Genomic DNA, 14,346 nt, shown 5'->3' with positions numbered 1-14,346 from the left:
GGGCCAAAGGGAGACACGACCATGCACGTGACCATCGAAGACGCCCACAAGGCCATCGAGGCCGCCCGCGCCAAGGCCGTGGAGCTCGGCACGCAGATGTGCATCGCCGTCGTCGATTCAGGCGGCAATCTCAAGGCCTTCTACCGGATGGACGATGCCTGGGTCGGCTCCATCGACATCTCGCAGAAGAAGGCCAAGACCTCGCTGTTCTTCGGCATGATGACCGGGCAGATCGGACAGCTTTCCCAGCCGGGCGGCCCGCTCTACGGCATCGAGCATTCGAATGACGGGCTGATCACCTTCCCCGGCGGCATCCCGATCGTCGATAAGGACGGCGTGATGTCCGGCGCCATCGGCGTCAGCGGCTCGACGGTGGAGAACGACCACGCCGTGGCCCTCGCGGGTGCCAGTGCCGTCGGCTCCACGGAACTGCCCGCCCACCCCTGGCGCACCTGACCGTCCGACCGATCCCGCTCGAACCCGCAAGAGCGACTTCGGGCAACGGCCCTGTCGGAACACGCGTTGCGAATCACCGCAAAAAACGAAAGGCCCCGTTCTTCCGAACGGGGCCTTTCGTTTTGCGTATTCGAATGGCTGGCAGGGCCTACACCATCGGCATCCCCGAAAAGTGAGGTCCACTTTTCGGGGAGACGCCTCAGAGACCGCCGAACTTGTAGTTGAAGCCAGCGCGGACGATGCTGCCCTCGGTGTTGAAGCGCGTGGTGTACGAGCCGGTGGCGGCGGTGAGGCCGGTGGCGGCGACGGTCACGTTGCGGCTGCCGAGGTCGTAGCGCAGGTACTCGGCCTTCAGCGTGATGGCGCTGGCGCCGAGGAAGCTGCCGATGAAGTTGAAGCGGTTGAGGAAGCTGTCGGTGGGGATCGCGTACTCGACGCCACCGCCGTAGACGTAGCCGGTCTCGATCTGATTGTAGCGGCCAGCATAGGCCGTCACGTTGGCGCCGTTGGCGAAGTAGGCGCCGTAGTTGACGTTACCGTAGGCGAAACCGCCGGTCCCGTAGACGAGGAACCGGTCGAAGGCGTAGCCGAGGCGGCCCTGCACGGTGCCGAGGTAGTCGAGACGCTGACGGAAGGCGCTCGGGTCCGGGACGGTGTTCACACCCGGGATCACCGGACCGAAATAGGCGTACTTCTTGGCGATGGCGGTCCAGGTCACGTCGGTCTCGACGCCGACGACGAAGCCCGAGCCCGGGGTGAACTGATAGTTGTAGCCGATGCCGCCACCGACATTACCGATGCCGTCCTGCTCCGAGCGCAGGCTCGGCGGGCGACGCAGCTGCGCGACGTTGAGAGCGGTGTTGGTGATGCCGCCCGTACCGTTGTTGTTGCCGACGGTGGTGATCCGCTGGCTGTCGCTGAAGGCATACGAGCTGTGGGTGCCGGCATAAATGCCGGTCCAGGTGAACACCGGCACAGCGGTGAAGACCGGCGGCACAGCGCGGCGCGGAAGATCGGCGGCGACGGCCACACCGGCGAGGGCGAACGAGACGGCGCCGGCCAGAAGGGACTTGGCGAACATGGGTTGGGTATTCCCGAACGGATTGAGCTTGCGCAGAGCGTATCGCTGGTTGAGGCCGCCCCCTATGACCGCGATGCAACACACACCGTCGGAATGACGTCTGGCGACCGGATCGCCTGCACCGCCAAACAGAGACGGTTCATTCCAACGCCGTCTGGATTACGCACAGGTCGGGCGGGAGGGCTTCCCGTGATCCGGTGGCCGGCTTGCTCCGACAACGGGCGGTTAAGCACGATCGCTTAACAGGGTCGCGCAACCCCGAGCCGTGACAGGAGCGACGATGACCCGGGACCAACTCGCCGCAGAGCTGAAGCGCATCGCCACCGATCAGGTCAGCGACATCGAGCGGGCGGTGAAGGACGGCCACAAGACCATCGCGCTGAACGAGATCGCGGATCTCAACCGCAACCTCAAGGCCTTGGCCGCAGCCGTGAAGGCAAAGCCGGTCGTGCGCGCCTGAACCAAGCGATCGGTTCCAAGCACGCCGATCGGCACTTCAGCCCTCGCCGTCATTGGCCTTCTGTTCTTCGACCTCCGTCGCGACCTGCCCGTAATTGAGTACCGCCACGAGAGCGGTTCCGCCAAAGACGTTGCCGATGAGGGTGGGTACGAAGAAGCGCCAGACGTAGTCGGCCATGGTCAGGTCTCCGGAGAAGACGAGGTAGAACGTATCGACCGAGCCGGCGACGATGTGGGACAGGCCGCACATCGAGACCAGCCACGTGAAGAGAATGATGATGAAGGGCGCGGCGGCCCCGGTCGCTGGCAGAACCCACACCATGAGGGCGATCAGCCAACCGGCGAACACGGCCTTGATCACCGTCGTCGTGAACGCGGCGGCGACGGCGTGCTGGCTGATCTTGGCGAAAGCCTCGTGGACCTGCGGCTCGAACGCATCGCTGGAGACCAGCACGGCGGCGATCATCGCGGTCGCCGCCACGTTTCCGGCGAGCACGATCCCCCACAGGCGCAACACGCGCCACAGGGTCGTGAGGTTGCGGTCGTGCAGCAGCGGCAGGATCGGCGTCAGCGTATTTTCGGTGAAGAGTTGCTGGCGGCCGAGCACGACGATGAGGAAGCCGGTGGCGTAGCCCATGCTCGTGATGAGTTCGCTCCAGGGCGCTTCGGGAAGATGTGCCTTGAGCACCCCCGGAACGATGAGCGAGAAGCCCATGGTGAGGCCGGCGGCGATGGCCGAGATCAGCAACGCGCCTCCGTGGCGGCGCAGCTCCTCGTCGCCCTCCCGGCGGATCGCTTCATGAAGGACGAACGCGTCCGGCCTTCCGAGCGCGGCTACGCTCTCCTCGTCCTCGCGCTTCTCGGCCTCGTCCCGTCGGCTCATCTCCGCATCCTTCCCTTACCGACCGAAGAGGGCGGCGAGGGGGACAAGACGCCGCATCAGCCGGCGGTTCCGTCGCGCAGCTCCGTCACGAGAGCCGCGACGGCGCTACGCGCCGCCTCGACGGCCGCGGCATCCTTGCCCCGCACCACGATCCGGTTGGCAAAGCCGTTCTGCGTCATCGACGGATAGGAACCGATCGAGACCGCTGCGTGCGCCTTGGCGAGGGCGCTCAAGCCCGCAGCGTACTGGCCCTCGGGCAGATTGCCGGCTTCGATGGTCTCCGACAGGACGCGGGCGCCGGTTTCGAGGGTCGGGCCGATGGCGTCGAGCATCGCCTGCATGATCGCCGGCACGCCAGCCATGACGAAGACGTTGCCGATGCGAAAGCCCGGGGCCTTCGAGATCGGGTTGGCGATGAGGTCGGCGCCCGCCGGAATGCGCGCCATGCGCAGGCGAGCCTCGTTGAGGTCTTCGGGCTTGTGGCGCTCGAGCAGCATCGCCTTGGCGCGCGGATCGACGTCGATGGAGACCCCGAAGGCGGCGGCCACGCAATCGGCGGTGATGTCGTCGTGGGTCGGGCCGATGCCGCCGGTGGTAAAGACGTAAGTGTGGTCCGCCCGCAGCGCATTCACCGCGGCGACGATCTTGTCGGCTTCGTCGGGCACGATGCGGACTTCGCGGAGGTCGATGCCGACGGCCGTGCAGTAATCGGCGATGGTGCCGATGTTCTTGTCCTTGGTGCGCCCGGACAGGATCTCGTCGCCGATGACAAGGATGGCGGCGGTGATGGCGGCTGGATCTGTCATCGGATTCCGGACTTGGTGCAGTGCGATGTCACCGAGGTAGCGCGGCGGCGACCGCTGACCACAGCGACAAAGCGAAAGCGCGCTAGACCAATGCGCCGGACGGGGCCGGGGCCGCGGCGCGCGCAGCATCGGCACCGACATTCGGCATTTCGGTTTCTGCCGCGGCTGCGACGCTCTTCGCCCGTCCGCGTCGCTCAAGGGTCGCGACGGTGCGGAACGCCAGGAGTATTCCGGCAATCCCGAACAGGATGGAGCCGAGTCCAATGCCGGCGATGACGCCACGCGGCCCGTAGAAATGTGCGCCGATCAGGGCAGGGGGGACGGTGCCGAGCGTCGCCCGGCCCCAGTTGAGGGCGGTGGAGTAGAACGGAAAGCCGAGGTTGTTGAATGCCGCGTTGGCCAGGAACAACAGCCCGGTGAAGAACCAGACCGCACCACTGACGACGCAAAAGAATTCGAACAGGTCGGCGGCCATCCCTTCCAGCGTGAAAAGATGGAGAAGCGGCTCGCGAAACACGATCAGCGCGAGCCAGACCACGACCACGTAGACCGCGGTAACGAGGGCGCCGCTGCGCAGGACACCGCGCATCCGATCGAACCGAGCCGCGCCCCAATTCTGTCCGAGGATCGGGCCGATGGAGCCCGACATGGCGAACAGACCACCGAAGGCCACGGGCGTCAGGCGGTCGATCACCACGTTGCCGGCCACCGCGGCGGTGCCGAACTGCGCCAGCGCATGGGCGATGAAGGCGCTCGCCACCGAGGGCGCGAGGTTGGTGAGGACCGCCGGCAGGGCGATCCGCAGGACGATCGGCGCGTCGGAGACGATGTCGGCGATCCGGGGCCGTGCGAGCATACGGTGCTGGCGCACGCCCCACAGGCCGACGAGGGCGAAGGTGGCGCGCGCCACGCAGGTAGTAATCGCCGCCCCGTCGACGCCCAGACCGGCGCCGAAGATCAGCAATGGATCGAGTCCGGCAGTGACGATGGCGCCGCCGAGCGTCACGTACATGGCTTGGCGGGCGGCGCCCACGGCGCGCAGCAGCCCCGAGAACATCATGCCGGGCCCCATCAGGAGGTTCGACGGCAGGGCGATCCAGAGGAAGCGCTCGGCCACCGGCAGGGTTTCGGCATCGGCGCCGATGAAACTCAGGAATGGGCCGAGGAAGGGCAGCATCGCCAGGACGAGGACCGCCGAGACCACGAGGCCGTGGATGGTGCCCGAGGTGGCGATGCGCCGGGCGCCGGCCTCGTCCCCGGCCCCGATCGCCCGCGAGACCAAGGCGCCGGCAGCGATCATCAGGCCGATGTTGATGGCGATGGCGAAGAACTGGACGATGGTGGCAAAGCCCACCGCCGCCGTCAGCTTCGGGTCGCCGAGCTTCGAGACGTAGAGCAGCGACAACAGGTCGACGACGAAGATCGCCATCAGGCCGATGGAGCCGGTGCCGCTCATCACCACGACGTGGCGCAGGATCGATCCGCGAACGAAGCGCGCGGATTCCGCACGCGGCTCACGCATCGGAATGCGCGTCCTGCTGGGCGTCTCGGGCCTCGAGGGTCCGGGTCGCGGCCTCGCGGCTCTTCCTCCCGATGATGCCGCGGGTCTCTGCGTTTAACGCGCGCGAGGGGGTCTGCGGCGCGGTGAGCGGCTCCGGCTTGATCTCCGAGCCACCGCGCATCCAGGTGCTCGCTTCGGGCAAGGCACCGGCCTGCTGCAGCACGAGGCGGGCGATGTCGCGCTTGCGCACATCCTCGGCCGTGGCAGCGGCGGTAGCGGCGCTGAGGCCGAGGCCTTCGAGGGTCGCGCGCCCGAAGGAGAGGGCCGAATCCACCGTTTCGCGCAATTGATAATCCACGTCGCGGTTCATGAGTTCGACCGCGTGCATGCGGTCATAGGCCCGGACATAGGTCCGCACGGAGGAGAATTCCTCGTGGACGATGTCGACGATCTTCAGCGCGGCCTCGGCATCGTCGACGCAGACACAGAGGAGTTCGGCGCGGCCGATGCCGGCGGCGCGCAGCACGTCGAGGCGGGTGCCGTCGCCGTAATAGATCCGGAAGCCGAAGCGCGAGGCACTGCGGATCTGCTCCACGTCCTTGTCGATCACCGTGACGCTGATGCCTTCCGCAAGCAGCACCTGCGTCAGGATCTGGCCGAAGCGGCCGAATCCGATCACCAGGACCCGGGCTTCTGTAGTCTCCACGGTGTCGGGGGCCTGATCAGGCTCGCTGCGGCGGCGGGCAAGCGCCGAGTCGAGGGCTTTGGCCGCCACCGGGCCGACCAGCATGGTGAGGGCCGCGAGCGCCACGGCGAACCGCGTACTCGGCTGGTCGATCAGCCCAAGCTCGCCGCCCACCGGCAACAGCACGAAGGCGAATTCGCCGGCGGGCGCCAGGATCGCGCCCCCACGCACGGCATCGAGCCACGGTGAACCGAACAGCCGGAACAGGCAGGCGACGATCCCGACCTTGATCAGGATCGCCCCCGCGGTGGCGCCGAGCAGCAGCGGCCACTCGGCCTTGAGCAGGCCGCCGTCGATGGACATGCCCACGCTCATGAAGAACAGACCGAGCAGCATGCCGCGGAACGGCTCGATGTCGGCCTCGAGCTGGTGGCGGAAGTTCGATTCGGCGAGCAGCACGCCCGCCAGGAAGGCGCCCATCGCCATCGACAGGCCGACATGCTCCATCAGCATCGCGGTGCCGAGCACCACCAAGAGAGCGGCGGCCGTCATCACCTCGCGTGCGCCGCTGGCGGCGAGCAGGCCGAAGAACGGGTTCAGGCCGTAGCGCCCCACCAGCACCACCGCCAGGATCGCAGCCGCCACCGTACCGGTCGACTGCAACGCCGACATGAGCCAGCCGTCGCCGCCGCCACCCCCGGTGGACGCGAGGAGCGGCATCAGCGCCAGGATGGCGACCACCGAGATGTCCTGGAACAGCAGGACCGCGAAGGCGCGGCCACCATAGGGCGTGCCGAGATCGCCGCGCTCTTCGAGGAGTTGGAGCGCCACCGCCGTCGCGGACAAGGCCAGCGCGATGCCGATGACGATGGCGGCCGAGGGCTTGAGCCCCATCAGCGCACCGACGCCGGCCAGGACCGCGGAACAGACGAGAAGTTGGGTAGTGCCGAGCCCGAAGATGTCCCGTCGCATCGAGACAAGGCGCGAGATCTGGAGTTCGAGGCCGACGATGAAGAGCAGCAGCACCACGCCGAGTTCGGCGACGCTCGCCGCCGTCTCGGGTTCGGCGATGAGCGAAAAACCGAATGGCCCGATCACCACGCCGGCTACGAGGTAGCCGAGCACGGCGCTCTGGCCGATGAGCCGGAAGATCGGCACGCCGATCACCGCAGCCGACAGGAAGGTCAGCACCGGCGGCAGGAAACTGACGTGGGTTGCGGCGCTCGCCATGAGTATCCAGGCTGGAGGAGGCCGGGCCCGATCGCAGCGATCATGGACGTCGGGAACCGGATTCTCTTAGACCAGCCCTTCGCCGACCGCCACGTCGGACACGGCCCCATCTACGGCCGCTCCGGTTCCTGCGGTGCGAATCAGCACCCGCGCCACCGTGATCCCCGCCGCTCGTCGCGGCGTGCGATGAGGAGGCAGGACGCATCCTGCTCCGGCGACAGCTGCGCGGCATCGGCCACATCCTGCCGGATGAGGCCGATATCCTTCAGTTCCCGGTCCGACATTCCGTCGAGCTGAGAAAGCACGCGCCGGTTGATCGCCTGCCGCGAGAGCCCGGCGGCAGCCTGTGCGACGACGCTACGAACGAATCGCTTCAGGGTCTGAAAGAGCGGAGCCGTCGTCGTCAGGTCAGCTGCTGGTAACGCGGTGCGGTTCATCGCTGCGCCCTCGGTGTGGGTTTCGATGGCGTCAGGATGCCCAGCGTCGGCTGGCGACGACAGGGACAATGCAGTACGGTTGACCAGAATTGTCCGGACGGAAAGACCGTACAGATGAAAGCCGCCGCATCTTCTGCACCGACCCTGGTGGAGACCGTCACCGTCGCCATCGCCGATCGGATCGCCAGCCGTCAGCTCGCTCCGGGCGCGAGGCTGCCCTCGGTCCGCGCCTTCGCCGAGGCGATGGGCGTGTCGAAATCGACGGTGGTGGAGGCCTATGACCGGCTCGGCGCCGAGGGGGCGATCGTCGCGCGCCGGGGCTCGGGCTTCTACGTCGCCGGCAAGACCCGACCGCTCTGCCTCAAGGTGATCGGACCGGAACTCGACCGCGCCGTCGATCCGCTCTGGATCACCCGACAGTCGATGCAGGCCGGGCCGGGCCTATTGATGCCGGGCTCCGGCTGGCTTCCGGCCACGTGGCTGCCGGAAGATGCCATCCGCCGGAACCTGCGCCAGCTCGCCCGCACTGCCCATGCCGAGTTGACATCCTACGATCAGCCGCTCGGCTTTGCGCCGTTGCGCAGCCAGATCGCGCGACGGCTCGATGAGAAGGGCGTGGCGGCGGATGCCGACCAGATCATCCTGGTCGATTCGGCGACGCAGGCCGTCGATCTTCTCGGCCGTTTCCTGCTCAGCCCGGGCGACACGGTGGTGGTGGACGACCCCTGCTACTTCAACTTCCACGCCCTGTTGCGTTCGCATCACGTGCGGATCGTGGGCGTGCCCTACACCCCGACGGGTCCGGACCTCGTGCAGTTCGAGGCGATCCTCGCCGCGCACCGACCGCGCTTCTATCTGACCAATTCGGCGCTCCATAACCCGACCGGCGCGACGCTGGCGCCGATGGTGGCCCACCGGGTCCTCAGGCTCGCCGAGACCCACGATACACTGATCATCGAGGACGATATCTTCGGCGATCTCGAACCCGAAGCGGCGCCGAGGCTAGCCGGCTTCGACGGTCTCCAGCGGGTTATTCAGGTCGGCAGCTTCTCCAAGACCCTGTCGGCGGCCGTCCGCTGCGGCTTCATCGCCGCGCGGGGCGACTGGGTCGAGCCTCTGGTGGACCTGAAGTTGGCCATGAGCCTCGGCAGCGGCCATCTCGCCGCCGTCCTGATGCACCGTCTCATCACCGACGGCAGCTATCGCCACCACCTCGCGGACGTCCGGGACAAGCTCGCCCGCGACATGGGACAGGCGGCACGGCACCTCGAAGCCTGCGGGCTCAAACCCTGGATCGAGCCTCGGGGCGGCATGTTCCTGTGGGCGCGCCTGCCGGGCGGACTCGATTCGGCCGACGTGGCACGCCGCGCCCTCGCCAAGGGGGTGGTGCTGGCGCCGGGCGTGGTCTTCAGCACCTCTCCGCTGGGCCAGGAATTCCTGCGCTTCAACGTGGCCCATTGCGGCGATCCGCGTATCTTCTCAGTTCTGGCGAGCGCGATGTCTGGCTGAAATGGCCGTCCTTCATGTCACTGTGCCGGTGTTTCGAATGACACGACGGTGCCGGCGACGCAGTTTTCGGCTAAGAGCGGTTGACAGGGGCGGCCCCGCCTCGCCACATCCCGGTTATCATGAGCGAAGCACTCTCGACGACCCCGACCACCATTCCCGACGCGGCCAAGCCGCCTCTCGAAATCTTGCTCTGCGCCCCGCGCGGCTTCTGTGCCGGCGTGGTGCGAGCCATCGACGTGGTCGAGCGGGCGCTCGCCATCTACGGGCCTCCGGTCTACGTGCGCCACGAGATCGTCCACAACAAATACGTGGTCGAGAGCCTGAAGCGCAAAGGCGCGGTGTTCGTGCGCGAACTCGACGAGGTGCCGGATGGTGCCGCACCGGTGATCTTCTCCGCGCATGGCGTGGCCAAGACCGTGCCGAACAACGCCGATGCGCGTGGCCTGACGACCATCGACGCCACCTGCCCGCTGGTGACGAAGGTCCACCGGGAGGCCGAGATTCATCACAAGCGCGGCCGCCACGTGCTGCTGGTCGGCCATTCCGGCCACCCGGAGGTGGTCGGCACCATGGGCCAGCTTCCCAAGGGCTCGATCACCCTGGTGGAGGATCTGGAGCAGATCGCGGCGCTCGAGCCCGCGAGCCGCGACAACCTCGCCTGGGTCACGCAGACGACCCTGTCGGTGGATGATACCCACCACATTGTCGAGGCTTTGAAGAAGAAGTTCCCGACCATTACCGGGCCGCACAAGGACGATATCTGCTACGCCACCACCAACCGGCAGGAAGCGGTCAAGCAGGTGGCACCACTGGTGGATGCCGTGATCGTGGTCGGCTCCTCGAACTCGTCGAATTCGCAACGCCTGCGCGAGGTTGCCGAGCGCGTCGGTTGCCCGATCACCCGCCTCGTCCTGCGTGCCGAGGAGATCGACTGGCCGGCCTTCGAGGGCATCCGCAAGCTCGGCCTCACCGCCGGCGCTTCGGCACCCGAGGTGCTGGTGGAGGAGATCATCGACGCCTTCGCCGCCCGCTACACGGTGACGGTGGACACGATCTCCACGGTGGTCGAGGACATGTCCTTCCCGCTGCCGCGCGAGCTGCGCAGCGAAGCCGCCGAGTAACCCAAGGCGCCCGTTCGAGCCGTCAGCAAGGGCGCCCTTCGGCGCCCTTGTCGTTTTCGACCTCCAGCGATCGAGCGAAAAGCCAGTGGCCGTCTATACCGAGGTTTCCGACGAGGCGCTGACCAGCTTTCTCGCCGCCTACGAGATCGGCACGCTGCTGTCCTACAAGGGCATCGCCGAGGGCGTCGAGAATACCAATTTCTTTCTGCACACCACCGCCGGTTCCTACATCCTCACCCTCTACGAGAAGCGGGTGCGGGCCGACGACCTGCCGTTCTTCCTCAACCTGATGCAGCATCTCGCCATGCGCGGGCTCGCTTGCCCGCAGCCCATTCGCAACCGAGAAGGCACGGCCCTCGGCCAGCTTTGCGGACGCCCGGCGGTGATCGTCAGCTTCCTGGACGGTTTCTCGGTCAAGCGGCCCGGGATTCATCATTGCGGAGAACTCGGGAAGGCCCTGGCCGGCCTGCATGCGGCCGGGAGCGACTTCGGCATGCGGCGCGACAACAGCCTCTCGGTGGAGGCCTGGGAGCCGCTGTTCCGGATCGCGGAAGGCCAGGCCGACAGCGTCTCGCCGGGCCTCGCCGAGCGTGTCCGCGGCGATCTCGCGGTGCTTCAGGCCGGCTGGCCGCGCGGCCTGCCCTCGGGCGTGATCCACGCCGACCTGTTCACCGACAATGTGTTCTTCATCGGCGACGAGCTGTCGGGGCTGATCGACTTCTACTTCGCCTGCACAGACGCCTTCGCGTACGATCTCGCCATCTGCCTCAACGCCTGGTGTTTCGATGCCGATGGCACCTATCACCGCGACATGGGCACGGCCCTCATCGCCGGATACGAGGCCGTGCGGCCACTCGACCCGCGAGAAGTCGCCGCCCTGCCGATCCTGTGCCGGGGCGCAGCCCTGCGCTTCCTGCTGACCCGCCTCGTCGACTGGCTGAACGTACCGCCCGGTGCCCTTGTGCAGCCAAAGGACCCGCTGGAATACGATCGGCGTCTGACGTTCCATCGCACGGCGACGCGGGCGGCGGATTACGGGCGAAACGCCTGATCCCGTTCGGGTCGCCGCGCTCAGTTCGAGGTGTCCAGCACGCTGCGCCAATCGTCGCCTCGGCGGTCCATGATGGTCACACGGTTCCCGCTGAACGTCTTCCTGGTTCCACCGTCCCCGGACCCGCTCGCCTCCCAGCGGCCGGCGGCGATCACAAGGTCGCCCTTCGCCGTCGCTAGTTGAACCGCGACGGTGTGGTCGGCAAAGCCGTTGGGCTTATTGCGCGGATTTCGAAGCGGCACAGCAATGGTGCCATCGCTTTCGAAAGAGTCGGTTTTTGTTCGAGGACAGCCCCACTCGGATACCGGCTCCCGGCAATACCAATAGTACGTCCGCAAATCCTTGACGCGTGTCGATCAAAGCGAAGGCAGTTCGCCAAAAAAGCCCGGGGCTGGCCCCGGGCTCGAAACGTTGCATCGAATTATGAGGGCTGCTCAGATCACCTTGAGCAGAGCGTCCACACCGGAAATCTCGGTCTTGGCCGGGGATTCTTCGATGTTCAGCACCCGCACCACACCGTCGTCGACGAGCATGGCATAGCGCTTGGAACGCGGGCCGAGGCCGAAGCCGGCACCGTCCATGTCGAGGCCGATCGCCTTGGCGAATTCGGCATTGCCGTCGGCGAGAAACTCGAGGCTCTCGGCGCCGCTGGCCTTCTGCCAGGCCTCAAGCACGAACACGTCGTTGACCGCCGTGATGGCGATGGCATCGACGCCGCGCGCCTTGATGTCAGCCTGCTTCTCGACGAAGCCCGGAAGGTGATTGCGGTGGCAGCTCGGCGTGAATGCGCCCGGCACGCCGACGAGGACGACGCGACGTCCCTTGAAGATGTCGTCGGTGGTCTTGGCCTCCGGCCCGTCCGCGCCGTTCACGCGGAAGGTCACCTGGGGGAGGTGGTCGCCAACCTGAATGGTCATCCGTGATGTCCTCGATCGCCGGGGCCTGCGACGAAAACCCGAACCCGGTTCATGCGCCACAAAGCGGTTTTCCGGGCCGACATCCTGTGCCGGCCGTAAGAAAAAGCCTCTAGCCCGCGGGGTCGAACCTGTCGAGTTGGCGCCTCACACCGTGCACATGCGGATGTGCAGGCGCCACCGTTGGCAGGTGCATTGCCGACACGGGATGCTGGACAAGGCGGGCGGCGCGCGTAGCATGGCGCGATGCAGATGTCCCAGAACCGCGCGGCGCATTCCGCCTATCTCGAAGGTCAGTTCCTGGTGGCGATGCCGGGGCTGACGGATTCGCGCTTCGCCCGATCGGTAATCTACCTTTGCGCGCATTCCGCGGACGGGGCGATGGGAATCATCCTCAACAAGGCGGTGACCGACCTCGACATGCCGGATCTGCTGATCCAGCTCGACATCGCCGAAGAGACCGACGCCATCCGCCTGCGCGAGCGGGTCGGCCACATGCCGGTGCTGATGGGTGGGCCGGTCGATGCCAAGCGCGGCTTCGTGCTACACACGGACGACTTCCACATCGACCACTCCACGCTGATCATCGACGACGGCATCTGCCTCACCGCCACCGTCGAGATCCTGCGCGCGATCGCCAGCGGCGACGGCCCGGCCAACGCGGTACTGGCCCTCGGCTATGCCGGCTGGCAGGCGGGACAGCTGGAAAGCGAGATCCTCGCCAATGGCTGGTTGACCTGCCCGGCCGACCCGGCCCTGATCTTCCACCCGGCCCTCGACACGAAATACGAGCGCACCCTGCGCAGCAACGGCATCGATCCGGCGATGCTCTCGTTCAGCGCAGGCCACGCCTGATCGCGATCACTCGGCGAGTGGAGCTCCGCCGGCATCCGGGTTCATCCCATCGACGGAAGGGGTCGCGCTGGGGGCCCTGCGACGGCGCGGCGCCGCCGAGGCCGAGGGCGCCGCGGTGGCGGTGTTGACGCCGAGCCGCGTCGCCAGGGCGAGCGCCCGGTTTTCGGTGAAGCGCAGATTGCAGAAGCCGTGGGCGCCCTCGCGGGCATAGGTCCGGCAGAGTTGCTCGCGATCGGAGGAGAAGGCCGCCTGCTCGGTCACGACCGGCCGCACGTCCTGCCCGCGCAGGCGTTGCGTCATCAGCTTGTAGTTTTCGCGGACGGCCCGATCCGCGGTGCCCCGCGCGCTCTCGAACTCGGCCGCACGCGGGATCAGCGTGGCGGCGGGCGGCCCCCACAGGCCAGACGGGGTGGTGGCGCAATCGGCCGCCGTGAACGTGCAGAGCGGGCTGCCGGACAACGGCGTGACCAATACGGCACCGTCGAGCACGTCGAAGCGCAGAGGGCACTCGCCCCCGGGGATTTCGAAGCGACCGACGCCCTCCGGTCGCCCATCGGCGGTCACCGCCAGCGGTCCACCGCCGCCGAGCGGGACTTTGCAGCTTTCGCTCGGCTGGGACACCTTGGTCCCCGGCAGGACGATGCGGGCCGTGGTGCCGGACGCCCCCTTCTCGAGCTTCAGGCTCCCGGTCAGACCGTTGAGCATCAGGTCCTGGCCGATCACGTTGTCTTCGGCCGGAGCCTTCAGAACCACGGGCTGGCGCGGAACCACCGGCTTGGGCGCCTCAACCGTCGGCTCGCCGGGCGCCCCCGGTGCGCCGGGAAGCGGCAGGCCGGGAGCCGGTGCCGGCACGCCGCCGGGAACGCCGCGTGGTGGCACGGGGGGTTTGGCCGCGCGACCGATCCCGAACAATTCCTCGAAGAACGACTGAGCGTTCGCAGGTACCGGAGCGAAGGCCGCCGCGGACAGAACGGACAGGACCGGGAGGACGCGGATCAGACGCATCGAGACTTTCAGGCCGGACGGCGTGGCACCCCGGACCGCGGCCCCGGACCGGGGCTCGCGAGAGCGAGGCAGGTTGAATTTGACGAAACCTATCATGCGATCGATGGTGCGAGCGTGGCTCCCATGCAACATAGTTGCAGGCGTTGACGGCGCATCTCCCAGGGATCACGGCGTGATCATCAATCGGGAGAAGGGGATAACACTGGCGCCGAGGATACGGGCCGCATCGTCTTGCGGCTCCGCACCGGCCTTCTTATATCCGGCGGGACGCGGGATTAAGACCCGGATGAGCGCGTTTCCGGTGCTCGGTCCGGGCCGGACACCGTTCTCATACTTTCAGTTTTGCACCGCCA

The 14,346-nt window shown here is 67.2% G+C and carries 14 protein-coding genes; 6 read left to right on the top strand and 8 right to left on the bottom strand.

Annotated features, from left to right (window positions below; genetic code table 11):
* Positions 1-21: 21 nt before the first annotated feature.
* Positions 22-456: a heme-binding protein gene (locus G3T14_RS07650; RefSeq protein WP_163641688.1), complete on the top strand. Its 435-nt coding sequence runs from the start codon at positions 22-24 to the stop codon at positions 454-456.
* Positions 457-655: 199 nt separating this feature from the next.
* Here G3T14_RS07650 and G3T14_RS07645 read toward each other — a convergent pair whose 3' ends face one another.
* The gene (locus tag G3T14_RS07645; protein WP_163641687.1) at positions 656-1,537 is read right to left on the bottom strand and encodes a porin family protein; all 882 of its coding nucleotides are present in this window, start codon (positions 1,535-1,537) and stop codon (positions 656-658) included.
* A 280-nt stretch (positions 1,538-1,817) separates the two neighbouring features.
* Between G3T14_RS07645 and G3T14_RS07640 the strand changes: the two genes are divergently transcribed.
* Positions 1,818-1,997, top strand: coding sequence for a hypothetical protein (locus G3T14_RS07640; RefSeq protein WP_163641686.1), 180 nt, complete (start codon positions 1,818-1,820; stop codon positions 1,995-1,997).
* Between the two features lie 36 nt (positions 1,998-2,033).
* Here the strand turns inward: G3T14_RS07640 and G3T14_RS07635 are convergent, their stop codons facing one another.
* The 5 genes from G3T14_RS07635 to G3T14_RS07615 form a co-directional block, all read right to left on the bottom strand.
* Positions 2,034-2,879, bottom strand: coding sequence for a formate/nitrite transporter family protein (locus tag G3T14_RS07635; protein ID WP_163641685.1), 846 nt, complete (start codon positions 2,877-2,879; stop codon positions 2,034-2,036).
* Positions 2,880-2,935: 56 nt separating this feature from the next.
* On the bottom strand, positions 2,936-3,685 hold the full coding sequence (locus G3T14_RS07630; RefSeq protein WP_163641684.1) for a molybdopterin-binding protein: 750 nt from the start codon (positions 3,683-3,685) through the stop codon (positions 2,936-2,938).
* An 82-nt stretch (positions 3,686-3,767) separates the two neighbouring features.
* Positions 3,768-5,207, bottom strand: coding sequence for an MATE family efflux transporter (locus G3T14_RS07625; RefSeq protein WP_163641683.1), 1,440 nt, complete (start codon positions 5,205-5,207; stop codon positions 3,768-3,770).
* Complete coding sequence (locus G3T14_RS07620; protein WP_163641682.1) at positions 5,200-7,101, bottom strand: monovalent cation:proton antiporter-2 (CPA2) family protein; 1,902 nt, start codon at positions 7,099-7,101, stop codon at positions 5,200-5,202. Before G3T14_RS07620 ends, G3T14_RS07625 begins: the two co-directional genes overlap by 8 nt.
* A gap of 140 nt (positions 7,102-7,241) precedes the next feature.
* Complete coding sequence (locus G3T14_RS07615; RefSeq protein WP_163641681.1) at positions 7,242-7,538, bottom strand: DUF1127 domain-containing protein; 297 nt, start codon at positions 7,536-7,538, stop codon at positions 7,242-7,244.
* A 114-nt stretch (positions 7,539-7,652) separates the two neighbouring features.
* Between G3T14_RS07615 and G3T14_RS07610 the strand changes: the two genes are divergently transcribed.
* The 3 genes from G3T14_RS07610 (at position 7,653) to thrB (ending at position 11,219) form a co-directional block, all read left to right on the top strand.
* The gene (locus G3T14_RS07610) at positions 7,653-9,047 is read left to right on the top strand and encodes a PLP-dependent aminotransferase family protein (protein ID WP_163641680.1); all 1,395 of its coding nucleotides are present in this window, start codon (positions 7,653-7,655) and stop codon (positions 9,045-9,047) included.
* Positions 9,048-9,166: 119 nt separating this feature from the next.
* Positions 9,167-10,168, top strand: coding sequence for a 4-hydroxy-3-methylbut-2-enyl diphosphate reductase (ispH, locus tag G3T14_RS07605; RefSeq protein WP_163641679.1), 1,002 nt, complete (start codon positions 9,167-9,169; stop codon positions 10,166-10,168).
* Positions 10,169-10,253: 85 nt separating this feature from the next.
* Positions 10,254-11,219 carry a homoserine kinase gene (thrB, locus tag G3T14_RS07600; protein WP_163641678.1) on the top strand — a complete coding sequence of 322 codons (966 nt, stop codon included), beginning with the start codon at positions 10,254-10,256 and terminating at the stop codon, positions 11,217-11,219.
* Positions 11,220-11,653: 434 nt separating this feature from the next.
* Here the strand turns inward: thrB and G3T14_RS07595 are convergent, their stop codons facing one another.
* Positions 11,654-12,136, bottom strand: coding sequence for a peroxiredoxin (locus G3T14_RS07595; protein WP_163641677.1), 483 nt, complete (start codon positions 12,134-12,136; stop codon positions 11,654-11,656).
* 249 nt (positions 12,137-12,385) lie between these two features.
* Between G3T14_RS07595 and G3T14_RS07590 the strand changes: the two genes are divergently transcribed.
* Positions 12,386-12,988, top strand: a complete 603-nt coding sequence (locus tag G3T14_RS07590; RefSeq protein WP_163641676.1) for a YqgE/AlgH family protein — start codon at positions 12,386-12,388, stop codon at positions 12,986-12,988.
* Positions 12,989-12,994: 6 nt separating this feature from the next.
* Here the strand turns inward: G3T14_RS07590 and G3T14_RS07585 are convergent, their stop codons facing one another.
* On the bottom strand, positions 12,995-13,993 hold the full coding sequence (locus G3T14_RS07585) for a hypothetical protein (protein WP_163641675.1): 999 nt from the start codon (positions 13,991-13,993) through the stop codon (positions 12,995-12,997).
* Between the last annotated feature and the right edge of the window lie 353 nt (positions 13,994-14,346).

The organism is Methylobacterium sp. BTF04, assembly GCF_010692745.1.
GTDB lineage: Bacteria > Pseudomonadota > Alphaproteobacteria > Rhizobiales > Beijerinckiaceae > Methylobacterium.
The sequence above is the reverse complement of the archived record's forward strand: the minus strand, read 5'-3'. Positions and strand labels throughout refer to the sequence as shown.

Bases quoted from the DNA above. Each gene is read 5' to 3' on its own strand.
- G3T14_RS07650 (WP_163641688.1), top strand. From the start codon at position 22: ATGCACGTGACCATCGAAGACGCCCACAAGGCCATCGAGGCCGCCCGC.
- G3T14_RS07645 (WP_163641687.1), bottom strand. From the start codon at position 1,537: ATGTTCGCCAAGTCCCTTCTGGCCGGCGCCGTCTCGTTCGCCCTCGCC.
- G3T14_RS07640 (WP_163641686.1), top strand. From the start codon at position 1,818: ATGACCCGGGACCAACTCGCCGCAGAGCTGAAGCGCATCGCCACCGAT.
- G3T14_RS07635 (WP_163641685.1), bottom strand. From the start codon at position 2,879: ATGAGCCGACGGGACGAGGCCGAGAAGCGCGAGGACGAGGAGAGCGTA.
- G3T14_RS07630 (WP_163641684.1), bottom strand. From the start codon at position 3,685: ATGACAGATCCAGCCGCCATCACCGCCGCCATCCTTGTCATCGGCGAC.
- G3T14_RS07625 (WP_163641683.1), bottom strand. From the start codon at position 5,207: ATGCGTGAGCCGCGTGCGGAATCCGCGCGCTTCGTTCGCGGATCGATC.
- G3T14_RS07620 (WP_163641682.1), bottom strand. From the start codon at position 7,101: ATGGCGAGCGCCGCAACCCACGTCAGTTTCCTGCCGCCGGTGCTGACC.
- G3T14_RS07615 (WP_163641681.1), bottom strand. From the start codon at position 7,538: ATGAACCGCACCGCGTTACCAGCAGCTGACCTGACGACGACGGCTCCG.
- G3T14_RS07610 (WP_163641680.1), top strand. From the start codon at position 7,653: ATGAAAGCCGCCGCATCTTCTGCACCGACCCTGGTGGAGACCGTCACC.
- ispH (WP_163641679.1), top strand. From the start codon at position 9,167: ATGAGCGAAGCACTCTCGACGACCCCGACCACCATTCCCGACGCGGCC.
- G3T14_RS07595 (WP_163641677.1), bottom strand. From the start codon at position 12,136: ATGACCATTCAGGTTGGCGACCACCTCCCCCAGGTGACCTTCCGCGTG.
- G3T14_RS07590 (WP_163641676.1), top strand. From the start codon at position 12,386: ATGTCCCAGAACCGCGCGGCGCATTCCGCCTATCTCGAAGGTCAGTTC.
- G3T14_RS07585 (WP_163641675.1), bottom strand. From the start codon at position 13,993: ATGCGTCTGATCCGCGTCCTCCCGGTCCTGTCCGTTCTGTCCGCGGCG.